This is a genomic window from Salsipaludibacter albus (genome assembly GCF_019798055.1).
Taxonomy (GTDB): Bacteria; Actinomycetota; Nitriliruptoria; order Nitriliruptorales; family Nitriliruptoraceae; genus Salsipaludibacter; species Salsipaludibacter albus.
In genome coordinates this window covers 325,296-347,069 of sequence record NZ_JAHOPH010000001.1, presented here as the reverse complement: position 1 = coordinate 347,069, position 21,774 = coordinate 325,296, and the positions used below count along the sequence as shown (strand labels likewise).

Sequence of the window (21,774 nt, the reverse complement as noted above, 5' to 3'; positions counted from 1 at the left end):
GGGCCCCCAGGCCCGAACACCTGCGCGAATCCTAGCCCGGGTGCGGCCGCCCGGGGCAGAGACAGGACGATGCCGGTCGGATGGGCGGGAATCCGACGTCGGGGACCGACAGGCCGTCGGTGAGCGGTGGCTACAGGAGGTGGCGGTTGGCCGCCCAGGCCGTCAGCTCGTGGCGGTTGGACAGTTGCAGCTTGCGCAGCACGTTGGAGACGTGGGTCTCGACCGTCTTGATCGAGATGTGCAGGCGGTTCGCGGTCTCGCGGTAGGTGTAGCCCCGTGCGATGTGGCGCATGACCTCCTTCTCGCGGGCGGTGAGCTGGTCCAACTCCTCGTCCACCACGTCGAGGTCGTCGGGCAGTGACCCGGCGAAGGCGTCCAGCACGAAGCCGGCCAGTCGGGGCGAGAACACCGCGTCGCCCTCGTGGACCCGACGGATGGCGTCCACGAGGTCGTCGGGTCCGATGGTCTTGGTGACGTAGCCCCGCGCGCCCGCACGGATGACGCCGATGACGTCGTCGGCCGCGTCGGACACGCTCAGCGCGAGGAACTTCGTGTCGTGGAGGCCGGCCTCGGTCGCGCCCTGGATGACCTCGCGCCCACCGCCACCCGGCATGTGCACGTCCAGGAGCACCACGTCGGGCTTCGTGCGGCGCAGTCCCGCGATCGCGGTGTCGATCTCGCCGGCCTCGCCGACCACGTGCACGCGGGTGCCGATCTCGGCACGGACCCCGGTCCGGAACAGCCGGTGGTCGTCGACCAGGAAGACGGTGATGTGTGCGGTCATGGCGTTGCCTCGGTCGCGACGTCGGTGTGGTGGAGGGGTCTGGGATCGGACGGGTCGACGGCGACGTCGGCGTCGGCCGCCTCCGTCGCGTCCCCGTCGTGGTCCCCGTCGTGGTCCTCGGGGAGCGGCACCCAGCACTCGACCTCGGTGCCGTCGGGCGAGGTGGTGACCCGCGCACCGCCACCGTGACGCTGGAGACGTGCGTGGATCGAGTGCCGCAGGCCGTGGCGGTCGTCGCCGACCGACACCGGGTCGAACCCCCGGCCGCGGTCCCGGACGAAGGCGGTGACCCGGTCGTCCTCCACCTCGACGTACAGGCTGGCGTGGTCCACGCCCGCGTGCTTCGCCACGTTGACCAGCGCCTCGCGCGTGGCCTTCAGCAGCGCCGGCAGGTGGGGATCGGCATCGACGTCGGCGACGGTGCCCACGACGACGTGGTCGACGTCGATCGCGTACCCGGTCTCGACGTCGACGAGCAGGTCGTCCACGGCCGCCGCGAGGCTGCGGCCGGGGCCATTCAGCTCGCGGTCGCCGTACAGCCAGGCCCGCAGTTCGCGTTCCTGGGTACGGGCCAGGGTCACGGCCCGGCGGTGCTCCGGCGAGCGCTGGATCAGGGCCAGGGTCTGCAGGACCGAGTCGTGCAGGTGGGCGGCGACCTCGTCCCGGGCGGCCTGGCGGGCCCGCTGGGAACGCTCGGCCTCGAGGTTGCGCCAGATCCGGGCCAGCAGTGGGGTGACCAGCAGGCCGCCGCCGACGAGGATCCCGGCCAGGGGCACGACCACCCGGCGCGGGTCCGGCACGATCAGCCAGAACGACACCAGCCCGGCGAAGGTCAGGACCGCCGCGAGCACCATCCGTGCGGGCGTCGACTCGGTGAGCCGACCCCGGGACCCCTGGTCGGGTCCGGAACGGGTCCAGATGACGGCCGACACCGTCCCGGCGATCAGTGCGGGCCAGACCAGGGCGTCGGAGAACCACAGGCCCGCCCCGCGCAGGAGCAGGGTCAACCCCAGGGCCACGAGTCCCACGGCGGCGGCCTGGCGCAGGTCCAGGGTGGCGGGCTCGGAGGGGGCGGTCCCCGGCGGGGCGTCCTCCGACAGCACCCAGCCCAGGCCGTAGACCACCAGGCCGGCGCCACCGGCGAGGGTCAGCACCACCAGCGCGATCCGGATCACCAGGGGGTCCACGCCGATCCGCTGGCCGATCCCCCCGGCGACGCCCAGCAGGAGCCGGTCGTCGGTGGCCCGACGGAACCGCCACGGGCTGGCGGCCACGGGTGGGGGCAGGGTCGGTCGGGGGCCGGTGCCCGGTGCGGGCGACGGTCCCGGGGGCCGATCGGCGTGGCCGGGCCAGGAGGGCGGGTCGGTTGGCATGTCCCCATGATGCCGGACCTCGCCCCCGAGGGCCTCGGGGTTGTCCCCACGACTCGCCCCGGGATCCCCGGTGGTCTCAGGGGGGCCCGGGGGGCTCCCCTGACCAGGCGGAGGCGATCGGACCGGCACCTTGGTGCCACCAGCTCGACGAGGACCCCATGAGCCCGACCGACCTCCCGCCACCCCCGCCCACCGCCACGGACCGGGCCGCCGACACCGGCGACGGCACCGTCCCGCCCCCACCGGGCCGCCCGGTGCGTCGCTCCGGTGACCGCGTGGTCGCCGGGGTCGCGGCCGGCCTGGGTCGTCACTTCGGGATCGACCCCGTCCTCGTGCGGGTGCTGTTCGTGGTCACGACGTTCGCCGCCGGCTTCGGGGCGCTGGCCTACGTCATCCTGTGGATCGTCCTGCCGAAGGTCGAGGGCCCGGCGCCGCGCGAGGCGACGACCGCCGAACGAGGGACCGGGTTCTGGGTCGGTGTCGCCGCCGTGACGGTCGGCGGGATCATCGCGCTGTCCAACCTGCCCGCGCCCCGCCTGTTCGTCCCGCTCGCCCTGATCGCCATCGGCGCCGCCCTGTGGCAGCGTCCGGGCGGTGCCGCGGGTGGTCCGACGGCGGCCGGTGCCACCGGCGCCACGACCGTGGCAGCGACGTCCACGGCCGCGGTGGGCGCGCGCCAGCAGACCGGGGCGACCGGTGCGCTCGGCGTGGGCGCTGCCGAGGGTTCGGCGGGCTCGGCCACGACGCCCCTCGCCGACGACGCCGGGGCGGGCTCGTGGGCACCGGTGTCGGAGGTGCGATGGTGGGTGCCGCCTGCCCCGCGGCCACGTCCCTCGTGGCTCGGGCCGATCGTGGTGGCGGTGGCCCTGGTCGTGACCGGGATCGTGGCGGCGCTCGGCGTGGCCGACGTGCTGACGGTCCGTGGCTCCGACCTCGTCGCCGTGGCACTGCTGGTGCTCGCGGGAGGACTGCTCGTGGGCACGGCCTGGGGCAGGGCCAAGTGGCTGTCGCTGCCGGCCATGGCCCTGGCCGGCGTCCTCGTCGTGATGCAGCTGGCCGGCTCGTTCGGCGTGCACCTCGTCCCGACCATCGGGGAGCGGCGGGTCTCCGCGACCACGTTGGACGGGACGCTGGAGGCCCGTCACGGGATCGGTGAGCTCGAGGTCGACCTCGCGGACGCCACGCTCGGCCCGGACGCCGCGGTGGACCTGGACATCGGGATCGGTCGCGCCCTCGTCGTGGTGCCCGAGGACGTGACCGTCGAGATCACCGGCCAGGTCGGCATCGGCGCCCTCAACGTCCACGTTGCCAGCGGCACCGACCCGCAGACCGGCGAGCCCATCGTGACGCGCCGGGAACTGGCCGAGGGCACGCGACTGCGGCTGGACGAGGTCGTGGCATCCGCCGCACCGGACGCGGACGTGCTGCGCCTGGACGTCGCGGCGGGCATCGCCGGCATCGACCTGTACCGCGGTCGGGACGCCTTCGAGGCCGACCAGTTCGGGTGGAACGGCGAGGACGTCGGGGGCCTGTCCGACGAGTGGTCCGGGACCGACCTCGAGACCCGGCTCGACCGGTTCTTCGTCGAGGAGCTGTGCGCCGGCGGCGCGAGCCCGGACACCGACATGGTGGAGTGCTGGTCGCGGGTGGTCGACGACCCGGCGGTGGTCGACGAACTGGCGGCCGAGGACGACTTCTTCGCCGACTTCTGCCTCGACCCGCTCCTCGTCGCCTCCGAGCCCGGGCTCACGGCTGACTGCCTCGACCTGCTGGACGTCGACGGGGCCGACCTGCGCCCCGACGGGAGCAACTGATGCGACACGACATCGACGGACTGTCCCTGGTGCTGGGCCTGGTGTTCGCGGCCGTGGCCGTGGCCGGGCTGAACGGCTGGATCACCCCCGACCTCCTGCGGGTCGAGTGGCTGCTGCCCGGCGCCCTGGTGGTGCTCGGCCTCGTGCTGCTGGGGGTCCTCCTTCCACGCCTGGCACGACGTGATCCCGACGGGCCCGAGGCCGGGGACGCCCAGCCCGGTGCACCGGACTCGGCGGCCTGACCCCGCGTTGCCCCGGTCACGAGCCCGGTGGTAGTGTCGAGTCACGGTGTTGGCGGGCCTCGTCGACACCGGACTCGCGTCCGCCGCTCCTGCCTCCGCCGCGTCCCGGCACTGTGACGGATGTCGTGTCAGCGCCGCGGGGCAGCGCCGCCAAGGATCTCCCAGCCATGCCAGCCACCATCATCGTGGGCGCCCAGTGGGGCGACGAGGGCAAGGGCAAGGCCACCGACCTGTTGGCCGACTCCACCGACCTGGTCGTCCGCTACCAGGGCGGCAACAACGCCGGCCACACGGTCATCGTCGGTGACGACGTCTTCAAGCTCCACCTCATCCCGTCCGGGATCCTGTACCCGCACGTGACCCCGGTCATCGCCGACGGGGTCGTGATCGACCCGAAGGTGCTGTTGGAGGAGCTCGACGGGCTGGAGCCCAAGGGCCTCGAGCCGTTCGACCGCATCAAGGTGTCGGGCAACGCCCACCTGATCATGCCCTACCACCGCGAGCTCGACATGCTCATCGAGCGGCGCCTCGGCAAGGCCAAGCTGGGCACCACCAAGCGGGGGATCGGGCCGGCCTACGCCGACAAGGCGTCCCGGGTCGGGCTGCGCTTCCAGGACCTGTTCGACGAGAAGATCTTCCGCCAGAAGCTGGACGCGGCGCTGGACCACAAGAACGAGCTGCTGTCGAAGGTCTACAACCGGCTGCCGATGGACGCCGACGAGATCGCCGAGGAGTACCTCGGGTACGCGCAGCGTCTCGCGCCGCTGCACGCCGAGACCTCCGGGCTGATCCACGAATCGCTCGAGGCTGGGCGCCACATCATCATGGAGGGTGCCCAGGGCACCCTGCTGGACCTCGACCACGGCACCTACCCGTTCGTGACCTCGTCCAACCCGGTCGCGGGTGGAGCCCTGACCGGTGCGGGCCTGGGGCCGCGCCACATCGACCGGGTCATCGGCATCACCAAGGCCTACGTGACCCGCGTGGGCACCGGCCCGTTCCCGACCGAGCTGTTCGACGAGGTCGGCGACCGCATGACCGACGTCGGGGGCGAGTACGGCACCACCACCGGTCGCCGCCGCCGGGTCGGGTGGTTCGACGCCGTGCTGGCGCGCTACGCCAACCGGGTCAACGGCTTCACCGACATCTTCCTGACCAAGCTGGACGTGCTCAGCGAGTTCGACACGCTCAAGGTCGCGACGGGCTATCGCTACGAGGGCGAGGTCTACGAGCACTTCCCGCCGCACCAGTCGATCTTCCACCACGCCGAGCCGGTCTACGAGGAGGTCCCGGGCTGGACGGGCGACATCACCGAGGTCGACGACTACGATGACCTGCCCCGGGAAGCCCGCGACTACGTCGACCTCCTGGAAGACCTGTGCAACGCCCCCATCACGTGGGTGTCGGTCGGTCCCAAGCGCTCCCAGACCCTCGTCCGCCGCGACGTCCCCCTCGTGCCGTGACCGTGGGCCACGCCGTGGCGATCTCCCTCCCACGCTGGCGCCTCGACGTGATGTGAGTTGCTGATCGCGATGTGAGTTGCTTGCACATGCGCCACGAACTCACATCGGTGCGTCCAACTCACATCGGGTGGCGGTGGGGACCTGCAGGTTCGAGCGCGCGGAGGGCGGGTGTGTTCATCGGACGATGAGTCGGTGGACGTTGCGAGCGGAGCGAGCAACTCCAATGCGCCCGGATGCTGCCTGGTACGGAAGGGATGCGTTGCCTACGGGCGCGCGTCGGTCCAGGCGGACATGCGGCGCTCCATCTCCTCCCGGGAGAGGTCCTCGACGTGCTGGCCGAGGCCCCAGGTGTGGCCGAAGGGGTCGCGGACCCGTCCGCCGCGGTCACCGTAGAACTGGTCCTCGAGCGGGAAGACCTCCTCGGCCCCGGCGGCGATGGCGCGTTCCCACAGCGCGTCGACGTCGTCGGTGTAGACGAACAGGGCACACGTCGAGCCGCCCAGGCTCGCGGGGGTGTCGGTCGGGGCCATGTCGGTGGCGTCGCCGAGCATGATCAGGGTCCCCTCGATCACGATCTCGGCATGCCAGATCGTCCCGTCCGGGCCTTCCATGCGTGGCTCGACCTCCTCGGCCCCGAACGCCTCGACGTAGAAGTCGATCGCGTCGGCGCACGGGCTGACGGTCAGGGACGCCGTGACCCCGGTCGCGGGTTCGGAGATGGCCATTGGTCGGTCCTGTCGATGCGGGTCGGTGCCGACCCTAGGCCTAGGCTCGTGACGATCTCAAGGCCGGTCGGCCGTGGTCCCGCAGCGGGGTCTCGCCGGGCCGCGGGACACCGCGAACAGATCCCCAGAGCAGATCCCCAGAGCAGATCCCCAGAGCAGATCGAGGACCGGATGGGCAGGCGCGTACTGGTGCTGGGTGGAGGTGGGCGCGAGCATGCGCTCGGCCTTCGCCTGGCCGAGTCGGACTCGGTCGACCGGGTCGAGTCGGCCCCGGGCAACCCGGGACTGGCCGACCTGGGGCCGATCCACGACGTCGACCCCACCGACGGCGAGGCGGTCTCGGCGCTGGCCGCGCAGCGTGGGATCGACCTGGTGGTGGTCGGACCGGAGGCGCCGCTGGTCGCCGGCGTCGCCGACGTCCTGGCGCAGCGTGACGTCCCGGTGTTCGGGCCGTCGGCCGCAGCCGCACGGCTCGAGGGCTCCAAGGCGTTCGCCCGCGAGATGATGGCCGAGGCCGACGCCCCGTCGGCCGGGTACGTGTCGACCTCCAACCGCGCCGAGGCCCACGAGGCACTCGACCGCTTCGGCAGCCCCTACGTCGTCAAGGCCGACGGGCTGGCCGCCGGCAAGGGCGTGCGGGTCTGCCACGACCTCGCCGCAGCTCGCGAGGCGGTCGACGACGCGCTCGTCCGACGCGTGTTCGGCGACGCCGGCGCGAACCTGGTCATCGAGGAGTTCCTGGACGGTCCGGAACGGTCGGTGTTCGGCGTCTGTGACGGGACCGACGTGACCCTCCTCGCGCCGGCCCGGGACTACAAGCGGGCCGAGGACGGCGACGCCGGCCCCAACACCGGGGGCATGGGTGCCTACGGACCGGTCGAGGGGTTCGGGCTGGGCGATGCAGAGGTGCAGGGACTCGCCGGGTCGGTGTTCCGACCGGTGCTGCAGGTGATGGCCGACCGGGGGATGCCCTTCCGCGGGCTGCTGTACGCCGGGCTGGCCGTGACCGACCGCGGCCCCCGGCTGATCGAGTTCAACGTCCGGTTCGGTGATCCCGAGACCCAGGTGGTCCTGCCACGGCTGGCCAGTGACCTCGGCGACCTGCTGTGGGCCTCGGCCACCGGGTCGCTGGCCGACGTCGTGGTGGACTGGCACGACGACGCGTTCGTGACCGTCGTCCTCGCGTCGGGCGGCTACCCGGGCGACTACCAGGCCGGCGTCCCGATCCGGGGGGTCGACGCCGCCGACGCGCGTGACGACGCCCACGTCGTGCACGCCGGGACCGCCCGGACCGACGATCGCCTGGTGACCGCGGGTGGCCGGGTCCTGGACGTGGTCGGTCGCGGCGCCGACGTGGACGCGGCGCGAGCCGCCGCCTACGCCGCAGCCGACGAGATCAGCTTCGACGGCCTGTACCGACGCAGTGACATCGCCGCCGCCACCTGACGGAACGGGAGGGCCCCTCGTGGCCATGCGTCGCGTCCTGGTGCGGGGGTGCTCGGGGTCGGGCAAGACGACCCTGTCCATGGCGCTGGCCGAGCGCCTGGGCGTCCCGCGGGTCGAGCTCGACGCCCTGTACCACCAGCCCGGATGGCAGGCGCCGGAGGACGACGACTTCCGGGCTGCCGTCGCCTCTGCGGTCGCCGGGGACCGCTGGGTGGCGGACGGCAACTACCGGCTCGCCCTGCCCGTCCTGCGCGAGCGCGTCGACACCCTGGTCTGGCTCGACCTCCCACGCGCACTCGTGACCAGGCGAGTCGTGTGGCGCACCGCGTCCAGGTTGGTGACGCGCGAAGCGCTGTGGAACGACAACCGTGAGTCGTTGCGCAACGTGCTGTCGCGCGATCCGGAGCGCAGCATCGTGCGGTGGACCTGGACGCAGTGGCCGAACTACCACCGCAAGGCCCTGGCAGCGGCGACCGACCCGGACTGGGCCCACGCCCGGACGATCCGCCTCACCACCCCGTCCGACGTCGCCCGCTTCCTCGCCGATGTCCCCGCCTGACGGCTGACCGACGGCCAGCCATCAGGGAAGCAACGCCCGGACGTCGAAGGCGATGCCGACGGCGAGGAGGATCACCACCACGGCGATGAACACCGTGTAGGACCAGCGGTAGCGCCAGTCTGCCTGCCAGACCCGGCGCAGGCTCCGCACGGCCATGCCGGTGGCGATCAACGACAGGACCAGCGACAGGGGCGTCGCGACCACCTCGGCCCAGCTGACCAGCGGGACGGCGATCGGGATGACCACGTAGGTCAGGATGCACCGGATGCACGACAGGAGCAGCGAGCCCTGGATGTCGAACAGGGCCCGGGGCTCGGTGTCGCGCAGGAGGAGCACGCGGCGGGCGATCCGGTCGAGGGTCCCACGATCACGAGCGTGGCCCGTGGACGTCGGGCTCGACGGGTCGGACCCTGGTCCCGTCCGGTCGGGCGCCGTCGCGTCGTCCGCCGTCGACGGGTCGACGGCGTCGTCGTGGTCACGACGCGAGCGCGTGGGCGTGGCGGACATGGACGGTGATCCGACCTCGGGGAGCACCGAGGGTACGCCGCCGCTCAGGCCTCGCGCCGCGACGCGGCGACCGCACCGGCGATGACCAGCACGACCCCGGCCAGCGCCGCGGGCTGGACCTCGTCGCCGAGCACGACCATGCCCAGCGCCACGGCCACGACCGGGATGACGTAGGTCACGAACGAGGCGCGGGATCCTCCGACCCGGCCCGCGAGCACCGACATCATCACGAAGGCGATGCCCGTTCCCACGACCCCGAGCACCAGGGTCGCCAGGACCGGCACGGGTTCGAAGGTGCTGTCGCGCAGGCCCCACAGGCCGAAGGGCGTCGTCGCGACGCTGGCCAGGACCAGCAGGCGACGCGCGACCGGGACGGCGCCGTAGCGGTGCTGCAGGGGGCCCAGGAGCTGCAGGGACCAGCCGTAGAGGAGGGTCGCGACCAGCACGAGCACGATCCCGAGCACCGCGGTGTCGCCACCCGCCCCCGAACTGCTCACGCTCACCACGACCATGCCGACGAATCCGACCACCAGCCCGATGCGCTGCAGGCCACGGGACGGTCGCCCGAACCACACGGCCCCGACCAGTGCGGCCCAGATCGGCGTGGCGCCGTTGAGGATGCCGGCGACCGCCGAGTTGACGTGCTGCTCGGCGATCGGGAACAGCGTGAACGGCACGACGACCCAGGTGACCGCCAGCAGGACGAGCCGGCGCTGGTCGTCCGGCTCGAAGGTGACGCGCCGACGGCGCACGACCAGGAGGGCGGCGGCCCCGGAGACCACGCGCAGCCACGTGACCACGCCGGGATGCAGGGACTCCAGGCCGACGGCCATCAGCAGGAACGACGAGCCCCACACCAGCGACAGCCCGGCCATGAGGAGCCAGTCCATCGCCGCGAACGGGTCGCGGTCGGTGCGGAGTTCGCCGGTCCCCGCGGTGATCGGGGGGACGGTCGACGGAGCATGGGTCATCGCGGTTCCTCGTCGTGCCGGCGTCGGTGACCTGCCAACGACGCGGACAGGCGGATGGTGAGGTGTGCGGGCCCGTGACGTCGCGGGTCGCGCGGCCGGCGCCCGTCGGCACCATCCGGCACGACCCTGGGTCGTGCCGGCTGTCGTGTCGGGCGTCGTGCCGGACGTCGGGGCATCGTCACGGGCGCAGGATGGCCAGGGCGCCGGCCACCAGGTGGCGGTGTCGCACGTCGCGGCGCGACAGGCGGGCCAGCGCGCGACCCGCGATGCGGCGGCGGACCACGTCCGGCGTGCGTCGGGTCGGCTGCAGGTGCGGGGCACGCGCCCCGTCGGGGCCCAACAGCAGGGCGAGGGCCCGGTCGACGCGCACCCGCTGGTCGGCGTCGACGATCGGCGCGGCCAGCAGGCTGGCGAGGTCGTGCAGGTCGCCGGCCTCGTGTGCGTGGGTCTGCCGGGCGCGGGGCTCGGCGTGGGGCTCGCGGGTGTGGACGGTCGGTCGGCGTCGGGTGGTCGTGGTGGCCATGTCCGGTCTTCCTCTGGGCGTCGACCACGACTGTCGCGGTTGACAGCGCGTCCGACGAGTGGCAGAATCGACACGGTTCGAAATGATCCTGCCACTCGTCCGGACGGGTGGGAGAGCCGGCTGGACGACCGAAGGAACGCAACGATGGCACACGTCGTGGCACTGCTCGCCATGGACTGGATGAACCCCTTCGAGTTCGCGGTCGCCTGCGAGGTCTTCGGCATCACGCGGCGCGAGGTGATGGACGCCGCGGGGATCGACGAGTGGTACGACCTGCGGGTCTGTGCCGAGGTGCCCGGACGCACCGTGCCCACGCGGTTCGGGTTCGACCTGCAGGTCCCGGGCGGGCTCGACGACCTGGCCACGGCCGACACGGTGATCGTGCCGATGGCCCCCAAGCGCTCCGACGCCGAGACCCAGCCGATCTTCCGTCGCGAGCCGCTCGACACGCCCACCCCGGTCCTCGAGGCCCTGGCGGCGGCGCACGACCGCGGGGCGCGGATGGTGTCGTTCTGCTCGGGCGCCTTCGCCCTGGCCGAGGCCGGGATCCTGGACGGGCGTCGGGCCACGACCCACTGGATGTACCTCGAGACCTTCCGGGAGCGGTTCCCCCGGGTCGATGCCGAGCACGACGTGCTCTGGGTGGAGGACGACGGGGTCTTCACGTCGGCGGGTTCTGCGGCGGGCATCGACCTGTCGCTGCACCTCGTCCGCCTGGACCACGGGGCCGACGTCGCCGACGGCGTGGCCCGTCGCATGGTGGTGCCGCCCCACCGGGACGGCGGACAGGCCCAGTACGTCGCCCCGGCCCCGACCCCCCCGACGGCCGAGCACGCCATGGGCCAGGTCATGGCCTGGGCCATCGACAACCTCGACCAGCACCTGTCGGTGGAGGAGTTGGCCGAGCGTGCGGCGCAGTCCCCACGGACCTTCGCCCGCCACTTCCGCCGGGCGACCGGGACGACCCCGCACCAGTGGCTCACGGGCCAGCGGGTCCTGCGGGCACGGTCCCTGCTGGAGACCACCGACCTGACCGTGGACCAGGTCGCCGAGCGCAGCGGGCTCGGGACCGCCGCCAACCTGCGCCTGCGACTCGACGACGCGGTCGGGGTCACGCCGACGGCCTACCGCAGCCGTTTCACCCGCGCGAGCTGAGTTGCGCGCGGCGGCGTGCATCCTCCGCCCATCGTGTTGCCAAGGGGTTGCAAATGGCGCAGCTCTGTGCAATCGTTTGGCGTTGGGATCGATCCCAAGAGCAATATTCGACCGAATCGGAGCGATCGTGCAGAACGCCACCCGCGCCCACCGTCACCCACTGCTCGCGTTGGTGGCGTTGGTGCTCGCCCTGCTCGTCCCCGTCGCTGCCACCGCACAGGAAGCGCCGGTCCTGGTGGTCGACGACTTCGAGTCCGGCCTGCCCAGCGGGACCGACGGGGATGGTGTGCTGATCGGCTGGAACACGTTCCAGGACGCGGCGTCGACGGTGGCGGTGACCACGACCGACGCGCCACCAGCGGTCCGCCCCGACGCCCCTTCGGACAACGACGTGCTCCAGCTGGACGTCGACGTCGAGGCCTTCGCCGGTGTCACCCACTCGTTCGAGGACGCCGCGGTGACCTCGTGGACACCGCAGGACTGGAGCAGCTACGCCGGCTTCGCCGTCTGGGTGTTCGGCCAGGACACCGGCACCGGGATGTTCATCGACGTGCTCGACAACCGCGGCGAGGGATCCACCACGGACGACGCCGAGCGCTGGAGCGTGTCGTTCGTCGACGACTTCTCGGGCTGGCGGCTCCTGGAGTGGGAGTGGGACGAGTTCGCCCGCAAGAACATCGGCAACGGCGCACCCGACGACGGCCTGAACCTCACCGAGGTGCACGGTTGGGCGATCGGCGCGCTGACCACCGACGCGGCGGTCACGTGGTACGTCGACGACGCCCAGGTCTGGGGGACCCGGCCGCTCGCGCTCGGCTTCGACCGCCCGATCTTCGACGTGGACGAGGGCAGTGGTGAGGCGGTGGTGACCGTCCGGCTGACGCGTCCGGCCGAGGACGAGATCGTCGTCCGGGCCGCCACGTCGCCGTCGACCGACCGCACCTCCAGCGAGGACCTGATCGCCACGCCGGACCGCGACTACGTCCCGACCAGCGCCACCCTGACCTTCCCGCTCGGAGCAACCACGGCCTCGTTCACCGTGCCGCTGGTGGACGACGCCAAGGACGAGGTCCCCGAGACGTTCCTGGTCGAGCTCACGGACGTCCCGGACGGCCTCGACCCGGGTGCGGCCGGCCGTGCGAGCGTGAGCATCGTGGACGACGACCCCACCGACCCGCTGCTGCTCGAGGACGTCGAGGAGCTCCACGCCCCGGCCTTGCTGGACACCTCCGACGACGCGACGATGGCCGTGCGCGAGATCGCGGCCGGGGACGCCGACGGGCTGCCCGGCCAGGGGAGGTGGGAGCACGTGCTGGACGTGGCCGGACCCGGCACCGTCGGCCACGACTGGGCCTTCCCGGTCGACGCCAACGACACCGACGGCCTCACCCTGTGGCTGGACGGCACCGGCACCGGGTCCGAGCTCGAGCTGACCGTCAAGGACGACCGCGGCCCCGATCCCGGCCCGGACGGCTGGGAGCTGGCCTGGTCGGACGAGTTCGACGGACCGGCCGGCGCCCCGGCGGACCCGGCGGACTGGACCTACGAGACCGGTGGCTGGGGCTGGGGCAACCAGGAGTTGCAGTACTACACCGACTCGACCGACAACGCCGCACTGGACGGTGACGGCAACCTGGTGATCACGGCCCGCGAGGTCGACGACCCCGCGGCCGCGGGCCTGCCGTGCTGGTACGGCGACTGCACCCACACCTCGGCCCGGTTGATCACCGAGGGCAAGCGCGAGTTCGGCCACGGCCGCTGGGAGGCGCGGGTCAAGGTGGCCGAGGGCACCGGCATCTGGCCCGCCTTCTGGTCGCTGGGCAACGACTTCCGCCGGGTCGGCTGGCCCCAGACCGGCGAGATCGACGTCATGGAGTTCGTCGGTCGCCAGCCGACCTCGATCTTCGGCACGATCCACGGACCCGGCTACTCCGGCGGCGAGTCCTACGGCTCCGGCCCGGTCGACCTCGGCGAGCCGGTCGGCAACGCCTACCACACCTTCGCCGTGGAGTGGCAGGACGGGCTGATCACGTGGGAGCTGGACGGGGTGCAGTACCACACCGCCACGCCCGCTGACGTGGACCCCGACGAGTGGGTGTTCGACCACCCGTTCACCCTGCTGATGAACGTCGCACTGGGCGGCAACTTCGGTGGGCCGCTGGGTGACGACCTCGACCTCCCACAGGAGACGCTGTTCGACTGGGTGCGGGTCTGGTCCGCTCCCGACACCGCCGAGCGCTTCACCGCCACCATCACCGACGACGTCGACGGCTGGCGCGAGGTGACCGTGCCGTGGTCGGCCTTCGAGCGCGACGAGACCCAGCCGGACGGGGCTCCCGACAACGGCCTGACCCTGTCCGAGCTGTGGGGCTGGGAACTGGCCCTGCCCGACGACGTGACCCGGTCGATGGACCAGCTCCGGCTGGTCGAGGCGGCCTGTGAACCGAACCCGGTCGTCACGTCCGGCGCCGACGCCGGGGACGGCAGCCTGCGCCGCGCGCTCGAACGGGCCTGCGACGGTGCGACGATCGTCGTCGACGCCAGCCTGGCCGACACGACCGTCGAGCTCGACTCCCAACTGGTGGCGGCGCGCGACGTCGTGGTCGACGCCAGTGACGCGCCCGGCTTCACGCTGTCGGGTGGTGACACGGTGCGGGTGCTGACCGTGGAGGCCGGGGCGGCCGTCGTGCTGGACGCCGTGACGGTGACCGGCGGGGCCGGTTCCGGACGTGGCGGCGGCATCCTCAACCTCGGTGACCTCACGATCCGGGACGGAGCGGTCGTCGCCAACACCGAGACCAGTGCCGGCCCACCGGCCTTCGACCGGGGTGGCGGCGGCATCTGGACCGGCCAGGACGGGCGGCTCGAACTGGTGCGCACGACGATCGCCGACAACGGCACCGTCGCCCAGCCCGCCGGCGGCCTCTACGGCTTCTTCGGCTCGGAGACCACCATCACCGACAGCACGATCAGCGGCAACGTCGCGGCGGACGTCGCCGGTGGCATCCGCAGCCTGGGGGACGTGGCGATCACCGACAGCACGATCAGCGGGAACACGTCCACGGCCTGGCACGGCGGTGGGATGTTCGTCACCGACGGCACGGTCGACCTCGTCAACGTGACGGTCACGGACAACACGGCGCCGCCGGGGACCGCCGGCGGTGTCCTGGTCGCCAGCTTCGGCGAGGTCGGGGCCACCGTGATGGCCAGCAACACCATCCTGGCCGGCAACGACGCCTCCGGTTCCACCGACTGCGCCTTCCTGCGCAACGGTGCCGGAGCGATCGCGCTGGTGTCCGGCGGCGGCAACGTCGACGGCGACGGGACCTGCGGGCTCGACCAGCCCACGGACCAGTCGGGGGTCGACGTGGTGCTCGGACCGCTGGCCGACAACGGCGGGTCGACCCTGACCCACCTGCCGGCGGACACCTCGCCGGTCGTCGACGCCGGGACCGATGCCTGCGACGAGGTCGACCAGCGCGGGGTCGAGCGGGTGGACGACACCTGCGACGCCGGATCGGTGGAGGTCGTGGTCGATCCCGATCGCGACGGTGACGCCGACGGGGTGCCCGACGTGATCGAGGAGGCCGCCGGATCCGACCCCGACGACCCGGCCTCGCTGCCTGCCTGTGCCGGACGCACCTTCACCCTGCTCGGCACCCTGGAGGACGACGACCTGGTCGGCACCGACGGTGACGACGTCATCCTCGCGCTCGACGGCGACGACCGGGTCGACGCGGGCGACGGCGACGACGTGGTCTGTGGTGGCACCGGTGCCGACGAGCTGGCGGGTGGCGACGACCGTGACCTCCTGCTCGGCGAGGCCGGCAACGACGTGCTCTCGGGTGGCAACGCTCCCGACGAACTGCGTGGAGGCGGTGACGACGACCGGCTCGTCGGCGGCAACGCGCCCGACGTGCTGGACGGTGGCGACGGCGTCGACCACGCTGACGGTGGACGAGGTCCGGACGCCTGCGCGGCCGAGACCACGACGGCCTGCGAGCCCGATCGGTCCCGGCCGGGCCGCGGACGCGGCTGACCGAGCGGACGCGGCTGACCGAGCGGGCGCGCCGGCGACACGGGAACGCGGGGAGGGGCGGGCGTGGCAGCAGGTCGATCCGACCACTCGACGTCCGGTGGGCGCGTCACCCTGAAGGAGGTGGCACGCCTGGCCGGGGTGTCCCGGTCCACCACGTCGCGCGTGCTCAACGACCACCCCAGTGTCCGGCCCGAGGTTCGCGCCCGCGTGCAGGAGGTGATGGAGGACGTCGGCTACGTGCCCGACGGGATCGCGCGCAGCCTGAGACGTGGGCACACGGGCATGCTCGGCTTGTTGATCCCCCAGCCCGCGTCCACGGTGTTCGGAGACGCCTACTTCGCGACGCTGGTGTCGGCCGTCGTCGATGCGGCGCAGCGAGCGGGCTGCACGGTCGCGACGGTGCTGACCGACGACCCGCTGGCCGGGCGACCCGACACCACGGAGCGCCTCGCCGCCAAGCTGTCGGCGGACGGACTGCTCGACGGGGTGGTGGCGACCGCGAGTGTCGACGACGATCCCGTACCCGGTGCACTGCTGGACGCCGGCCTGCCGGTCGTGGTCATCGGCGAGCCGAGCGATGCCTCGACCACCTCCGTGGACGTCGACAACCTCGCTGGTGGGCGGCTGGCGGTCGAGCACCTGGTCGAACTCGGGCGGGCACGGGTCGCCGTGCTGGCGGGACCGGAGGGCAACCCGTCGGCCCGTCGGCGCCTCGAGGGTGCGCGACGCGCCGTCGAGGCCGCCGCCGTGACCCTGGTCGGCGTGGAGGCCGCCGACCACTTCGGCGTGGAGGACGGTCGTCGTGCGATGGACCGGATGCTGGCCGCCGGGACCCGGCCCGACGCCCTCGTGGCCGGCTCGGACGCGATCGCGGTGGGGGCCATGGCGGCCCTGGACGCGCACGGACTGCGGGTGCCCGACGACGTCGCGGTGGCCGGCTTCGACGACCTCGCTCCGGCACGGGTGTCCACGCCGCCGCTGACCACGGTCGCCCAGCCCGTGGCCAGCGTCGGCCGCCTGGCCGTCCACCGGTTGCTCGACCTCGTGGGCACGGAGGCCACGGGCCCGGCCCGCGACGCCCGGGGGTCCGCCGATGGCCGGGTCGTGCCGGTCACCGGGAGTGGCGTGGACGGCCACGAGGGCCGGCGGACCGTGCTGGACGTCGCCTTGGTCGTCCGCGGCTCCACGGTGCCCGACTGACGGGGTCCTCGAGCCGGGCAGGGATCCTGCGCGCGGGTGACGCAGGCGCTCCGGTGGCGCCGAGGCCGACCACTAGCCTGCCGGGCCAGTCGCCACCCCCGAAACGAGGACACCTCAATGACCGCCACCGTCGGCATCGTGATGGGCTCCAAGACCGACCTGCCCGTGATGGAGAAGGCCGCCAAGCAGCTCGAGGACTTCGGCATCCCGTACACGCTCGACGTGATGTCGGCCCATCGCAACCCCGCCAAGGTGACCGCGTGGGCATCGTCGGCGGCCGAGTCCGGCTACGGCGTCCTGATCGCGGGAGCCGGTCGCGCCGCCCACCTTCCCGGGGTCGTGGCCGCCCACACGGCCCTGCCGGTGATCGGGGTGCCGTGCCTGTCCGACCACCTCGGCGGGGCCGACGCGCTGTACTCGATCGTGCAGATGCCGCCGGGTGTGCCGGTCGCCACGGTCGGGATCGACAACGCCAAGAACGCGGCGATCCTGGCTGCCCAGATCCTGGCGCTGTCCGACGACGGCGTGGCCGAGGCGCTCGCGGACTTCCGCGCCGCCCAGGCCGACAAGGGCATGGAGCACCGGTCCTGGACCCCCGACGGGGGTGCCGAGCGAGGCGGCTTCGGCTTCCAGCCCTGACCCACCCCACCGGTGATCCCGACCGTCCGGACGGCCGTGTCCGTGCATGCGCCGATCGCACGATCCGGGGTGCCGGGTTCCGACATGTCCGCATGCGGACACGTCGCGCCCCCAGCCTTCCGTGACACCGCGCGAGCGCTGCGCAACGGATGCTGGAGGGCGGATTCGCGCACGTCGCCGAGCCTGCACGGCTGACGCGCTCTTCATGGACTTCATTGATCTTCATGCATGCCCGGCCCGGAATGATGCGCATTGAGCGCGCACCATGGCCACTGGACGTCCGGACAACGCCCTTCACTGGCCCTCGGCCCCGACCCGGGGTCTCGCCAGGCGTCCTCCGGCACCACCCGTGTCACTGACGCGTGTCCACGTCCGTTCCCCGATGGAGCATTCATGAACACCAAGAGACTCTCGGTGGTCGCCGCCATGGCGCTCGCCGCGTCGTCGCTGGTCGCGACGACGACCGCCAGCGCAGCCCCCCCGGTCGAGCCGGGCGACGTGGTGCAGCGCAGCGACAACCTGCCCAATCCGCTCGCCGAGGAACAGGCCGAGCGGCGCCAGACCGCCCTCGAGCGCGTCCTGTCCGACAAGGGCGAGTCCGGGCCCGTCGCCCAGGTCGCCAAGGGCCAGTTCGTCGAACTGGAGCGCGAGGGCGAGGAAAGCATCTGGACCGTGCTGGGCGAGTTCGCGGACACCCCGCACAACTCGATCCCCGAGCCGGACCGCGAGGTCGACAACTCCACGATCTGGCAGCCCGACTTCAGCGAGGAGTACTACGAGAACCTGCTCTTCGAGGAGAACGTCGCCGATCCGTCGATGCGCGACTTCTACCTCGAGCTGTCGTCCGGCCGCTACACGGTCAACGGCGACGTGACCGACTGGGTCGGGGTCTCCGGCGACAAGGTCGACTACGGCACCGAGATCAACGACGCGGGCCAGCCCTGCCCGAACTGCACCAGCCGCGTGTGGCCCTTCATCGAGGAGACCGTCGACAACACGTGGGACGACCTCGTCGCCGAGCTGGGCGAGGACGGCGCGCGCGAGTACCTGGCCGACTTCGACGTGTGGGACCGCTACGACTACGACGGCGACGGCGACTTCGACGAGTCCGACGGCTACATCGACCACTTCCAGGCCGTGCACGCCGGCCCGGGCGCCGAGACCGGTGATCCCGAGGCGATCTGGTCGCACCGTTGGTACATCCAGTCGACCGGCATCGGTGAGGGCGGTCCGTCAAGCGGCGCGCCCAACGGCGGCTACGAGGTCGGCGACTCCGGCATCTGGATCGGCGACTACACCGTCGAGCCCGAGAACGGTGGCGTCGGCGTGTTCGCCCACGAGTACGCCCACGACCTCGGCCTGCCCGACCTGTACGACACCGGTGGCGGCGAGAACGGCACCGGCTTCTGGACCCTGATGTCGTCCGGTTCCTACGGCAACGACGGCACCGTCGACATCGGCACCAAGCCGATGCACATGGGTGCCTGGGAGAAGTTCCAGCTCGGGTGGCTCGACTACGAGGTGGCCTACGCCGGCGAGAAGTCGCAGCACAAGCTCGGCCCCGCGTCTGCCACCACCAAGCAGGCACAGGCCGTGATCACGATCCTCCCGCAGAAGGAGGTCTTCGAGGAGATCGGGACCCCCTTCGAGGGTGACACCTTCCTGTACTCGGGCCAGGGCAACAACCTCGACAACGTCGCCTACGTCGAGGCCGAGCTGACCGGCTCGTCCGAGATGACCGCGATGGTCGACTACGACATCGAGGTCGACTGGGACTACGCCTACGCGGTCGTGTCGACCGACCAGGGTGCGACCTGGCAGTCCGTGCCGACCAACCTGTCCACCAACACCGACCCCAACGGCCAGAACTTCGGCGACGGGATCACCGGGGACAGCAACGGCTGGACCGAGCTGACCGCGGACCTGTCCGGCCACACCGGCACGGCATGGGTCGGCTTCCGCTACTGGACCGACGTCGCGGCCATCGAGCCCGGCTTCTCGGCCGACGCGGTCGCCATCGACGGCACCGACGTCGCCGAGGAGGACTTCACCCTCGACGGCTTCACCGTCACCACCGGCTCGTCCAGTGCCTTCTACAACCAGTACTACATCGCCGAGAACCGCGTCTACCGCGGCTACGACGACGCGCTGCGCACCGGTCCGTACAACTTCGGCTTCCTCGACCAGTACGGCGACCTGGTGGAGCGCTTCCCCTACCAGGACGGCCTGCTGATCAGCCTGTGGGACACCTCGCAGAACAACAACAACACGTCGCAGCACCCGGGCGAGGGCCTGATCCTGCCGATCGACGCCCACCCGGAGACGATGGTTCGTGCCGATGGTGCTCCGTGGCGTCCGCGCATCCAGACCTACGACGCCACCTTCGGCGTCGAGGACACCGACGCGCTGACCCTGCACCACAACAGCCAGCCGTCGAACCACCCGAGCCTGCCGGCCGAGTCGGTCTTCGACGACACCAAGCAGTACTACAACGACGAGATCCCGCGCCACGGGGTCATCAACCCGAACACCGGCACCCAGATCCGCGTGAAGAACACGTCCGCCCAGGGCAACTTCATGCAGGTCGAGGTCCGTCCGAGCGAGTAGGTCGCGCGTCAGCGCACCATCGTCCGTGGGGCCCGGTTCCTTCCCAGGAGCCGGGCCCCACGGCCGTTCACGGCCTGCCCGGCCGGGTGCCCGGTCCTCGGGTGAGCCACAACCCGGCCACCACCAACCACGCGTCGGCGGTGGTGTTGTAGACGCGCTGGACCAGTCCACCGACCTCCTGGAACTGGGCCGAGGCGCCGATCACGAAGCCGATCGTCGCCACCAGGCCGAAGGCGACCGAGACGACGGCCAGTCGCCGGTCGTCGTCCCTAACCCGCCAGGCCGCCAGCAACGGCGTGGCGATCAGCGCGACGTAGCCGGTGGCCGCGAACAGCAGGTGGGCGCTGTCGGTCGGGGTGGTCCCGAAGCCCGGGCAGCCGGGCGAGCACGGCGCGAGGGGGATCAGCAGGGTCGCGACACCCGACACCGCACACGCGATCGGCGCCGCGCGGCCGGTCCCCGGGAGCAGGACCTCGAGGGCGCCCCCGAACGCGACGAGCAGCAGGCCGGTGACGACCAGCGCGATCGTGACGAGCCAGCGTGGCCCGGCCGGCGCCCCGAGCGCGAACAGTTCGCTGATCGCCTGGGTGACCGGGTCGTAGCCCGGTGTCCACCAGCCGGCGACCAGCCACGCACCGACGTAGAACGACACCCCGACGACGGTGAGCCGTCCCAGCAGGCGAGCACGGGCGGGCGACACGGTCAGGGGCCTCCGGACGGGACGGCGGCACCGGACGATAGGGCATCGGGCAGCAGGGACGTCCCGGACACGGCAGTAGCCTCCTCCACCACGACCCCCGTCCGGCCCGAACGACCAAGGCCCATCACGATGACAGCCCTCCCCGGCCTCACCCTCCTGCGCTCCGGCAAGGTGCGCGACATCTACGACGCCGGCGACGACCGCCTCCTGCTGGTCGCCTCCGACCGCGTGTCCACCTACGACGTGATCCACCCCACCGAGGTGCCCGACAAGGGCCGCGTGCTGACCGGCGTGTCGGCCTTCTGGTTCGACCACCTCGGCGACGCGACCGCCAACCACCTGGTGTCGACCGACGTGGCCGACTTCGGTCCGGCCGCGCAGGCCCACGCCGAGCACCTGGCCGGTCGGACCATGCTGGTCGACCAGGTCGAGATCGTGCCCTTCGAGTGCGTGGTGCGTGGCTACCTGGTCGGGTCGGGCTGGAAGGAGTACCAGCGCGACGGGACGGTCTGCGGCATCGAGCTCGCCGACGGGCTGGTCGAGGCCGACCGCCTCCCCGAGCCGATCTTCACCCCCGCGACCAAGGCCGAGCAGGGCGACCACGACGAGAACGTCACGTTCGCCCGCATGGCCGCCGACGTCGGTGACGACCTCGCCGAGCAACTCCGGGACCTGTCGCTGGAGCTGTACCGGCGCGGCGCGGAGCTGGCCGCCGAGCGCGGGATCATCCTGGCCGACACCAAGTTCGAGTTCGGGTTGCGTGACGGGGACGTGGTGCTGGCCGACGAGGTCCTGACCCCGGACTCGTCGCGGTACTGGCCCGCCGACCAGTGGGCGCCGGGTGCGACCCCGCCCAGCTTCGACAAGCAGTTCGTCCGGGACTACGCGACCTCGACGGGCTGGGACAAGACCCCGCCGGCCCCCGAGCTGCCCGACGACGTGGTGACCGCGACCCGGGCCAAGTACCTCGAGGCCTACGAGCGGATCACCGGCGAACCCTTCTCGAGCTGGCACGCCGGCTGACGAC

At 72.2% G+C, this 21,774-nt stretch carries 18 protein-coding genes; 11 read left to right on the top strand and 7 right to left on the bottom strand.

The genetic code is table 11. The features are described 5' to 3' along the window. Window positions 1–130: 130 nt before the first annotated feature. The gene (locus KR546_RS01645) at window positions 131–784 is read right to left on the bottom strand and encodes a response regulator (protein ID WP_238442946.1); all 654 of its coding nucleotides are present in this window, start codon (window positions 782–784) and stop codon (window positions 131–133) included. Beyond that, entirely contained in the window at window positions 781–2,058 is a 1,278-nt protein-coding gene (locus KR546_RS01640; protein ID WP_238442945.1) for an ATP-binding protein, read from the bottom strand. Before KR546_RS01640 ends, KR546_RS01645 begins: the two co-directional genes overlap by 4 nt. 257 nt (window positions 2,059–2,315) lie before the next feature. Between KR546_RS01640 and KR546_RS01635 the strand changes: the two genes are divergently transcribed. The 3 genes from KR546_RS01635 to KR546_RS01625 all read left to right on the top strand — a co-directional run bounded on the left by KR546_RS01635 (window position 2,316) and on the right by KR546_RS01625 (window position 5,676). Beyond that, complete coding sequence (locus KR546_RS01635; RefSeq protein ID WP_238442944.1) at window positions 2,316–3,971, top strand: PspC domain-containing protein; 1,656 nt, start codon at window positions 2,316–2,318, stop codon at window positions 3,969–3,971. After that, on the top strand, window positions 3,971–4,213 hold the full coding sequence (locus tag KR546_RS01630; protein WP_238442943.1) for a hypothetical protein: 243 nt from the start codon (window positions 3,971–3,973) through the stop codon (window positions 4,211–4,213). The genes KR546_RS01635 and KR546_RS01630 overlap by 1 nt, the downstream gene beginning before the upstream one ends. Window positions 4,214–4,380: 167 nt before the next feature. Continuing rightward, a complete protein-coding gene (locus KR546_RS01625) occupies window positions 4,381–5,676 on the top strand; it encodes an adenylosuccinate synthase (RefSeq protein WP_238442942.1) in 1,296 nt (431 codons plus the stop codon). A gap of 263 nt (window positions 5,677–5,939) precedes the next feature. Here the strand turns inward: KR546_RS01625 and KR546_RS01620 are convergent, their stop codons facing one another. Then, on the bottom strand, window positions 5,940–6,401 hold the full coding sequence (locus tag KR546_RS01620) for a VOC family protein (RefSeq protein ID WP_238442941.1): 462 nt from the start codon (window positions 6,399–6,401) through the stop codon (window positions 5,940–5,942). Window positions 6,402–6,572: 171 nt separating this feature from the next. Here KR546_RS01620 and purD point away from each other — a divergent pair, with 171 nt between their 5' ends. After that, entirely contained in the window at window positions 6,573–7,847 is a 1,275-nt protein-coding gene (gene purD / locus KR546_RS01615) for a phosphoribosylamine--glycine ligase (protein ID WP_238442940.1), read from the top strand. Between the two features lie 19 nt (window positions 7,848–7,866). After that, window positions 7,867–8,406 carry a P-loop NTPase family protein gene (locus KR546_RS01610; RefSeq protein WP_274387398.1) on the top strand — a complete coding sequence of 180 codons (540 nt, stop codon included), beginning with the start codon at window positions 7,867–7,869 and terminating at the stop codon, window positions 8,404–8,406. 21 nt (window positions 8,407–8,427) lie between these two features. Here KR546_RS01610 and KR546_RS01605 read toward each other — a convergent pair whose 3' ends face one another. The 3 genes from KR546_RS01605 to KR546_RS01595 form a co-directional block, all read right to left on the bottom strand. Further along, a complete protein-coding gene (locus tag KR546_RS01605; protein ID WP_238442939.1) occupies window positions 8,428–8,913 on the bottom strand; it encodes a hypothetical protein in 486 nt (161 codons plus the stop codon). Window positions 8,914–8,957: 44 nt separating this feature from the next. After that, window positions 8,958–9,884, bottom strand: a complete 927-nt coding sequence (locus KR546_RS01600) for a DMT family transporter (protein WP_238442938.1) — start codon at window positions 9,882–9,884, stop codon at window positions 8,958–8,960. A gap of 178 nt (window positions 9,885–10,062) precedes the next feature. Further along, the gene (locus KR546_RS01595; protein WP_238442937.1) at window positions 10,063–10,407 is read right to left on the bottom strand and encodes a hypothetical protein; all 345 of its coding nucleotides are present in this window, start codon (window positions 10,405–10,407) and stop codon (window positions 10,063–10,065) included. Between the two features lie 144 nt (window positions 10,408–10,551). Here KR546_RS01595 and KR546_RS01590 point away from each other — a divergent pair, with 144 nt between their 5' ends. The 5 genes from KR546_RS01590 (at window position 10,552) to KR546_RS01570 (ending at window position 20,047) form a co-directional block, all read left to right on the top strand. Then, on the top strand, window positions 10,552–11,562 hold the full coding sequence (locus tag KR546_RS01590) for a GlxA family transcriptional regulator (RefSeq protein WP_238442936.1): 1,011 nt from the start codon (window positions 10,552–10,554) through the stop codon (window positions 11,560–11,562). Between the two features lie 127 nt (window positions 11,563–11,689). Beyond that, window positions 11,690–15,601: a family 16 glycosylhydrolase gene (locus KR546_RS01585; RefSeq protein WP_238442935.1), complete on the top strand. Its 3,912-nt coding sequence runs from the start codon at window positions 11,690–11,692 to the stop codon at window positions 15,599–15,601. Window positions 15,602–15,664: 63 nt separating this feature from the next. Further along, window positions 15,665–16,801, top strand: coding sequence for a LacI family DNA-binding transcriptional regulator (locus KR546_RS01580; RefSeq protein ID WP_238442934.1), 1,137 nt, complete (start codon window positions 15,665–15,667; stop codon window positions 16,799–16,801). A 117-nt stretch (window positions 16,802–16,918) separates the two neighbouring features. After that, complete coding sequence (gene purE, locus KR546_RS01575; RefSeq protein ID WP_238442933.1) at window positions 16,919–17,440, top strand: 5-(carboxyamino)imidazole ribonucleotide mutase; 522 nt, start codon at window positions 16,919–16,921, stop codon at window positions 17,438–17,440. Window positions 17,441–17,833: 393 nt separating this feature from the next. After that, window positions 17,834–20,047 (top strand): M6 family metalloprotease domain-containing protein, encoded by a 2,214-nt coding sequence (locus tag KR546_RS01570; RefSeq protein ID WP_238442932.1) that lies wholly within the window; start codon window positions 17,834–17,836, stop codon window positions 20,045–20,047. A 67-nt stretch (window positions 20,048–20,114) separates the two neighbouring features. On the opposite strand, the gene KR546_RS01565 is transcribed toward KR546_RS01570, so the two are convergent. Continuing rightward, on the bottom strand, window positions 20,115–20,747 hold the full coding sequence (locus tag KR546_RS01565) for a DUF998 domain-containing protein (protein ID WP_238442931.1): 633 nt from the start codon (window positions 20,745–20,747) through the stop codon (window positions 20,115–20,117). A 129-nt stretch (window positions 20,748–20,876) separates the two neighbouring features. On the opposite strand from KR546_RS01565, the gene KR546_RS01560 reads away from it, so the two are divergent. Then, complete coding sequence (locus tag KR546_RS01560; RefSeq protein ID WP_238442930.1) at window positions 20,877–21,770, top strand: phosphoribosylaminoimidazolesuccinocarboxamide synthase; 894 nt, start codon at window positions 20,877–20,879, stop codon at window positions 21,768–21,770. The last annotated feature ends 4 nt before the right edge of the window (window positions 21,771–21,774 follow it).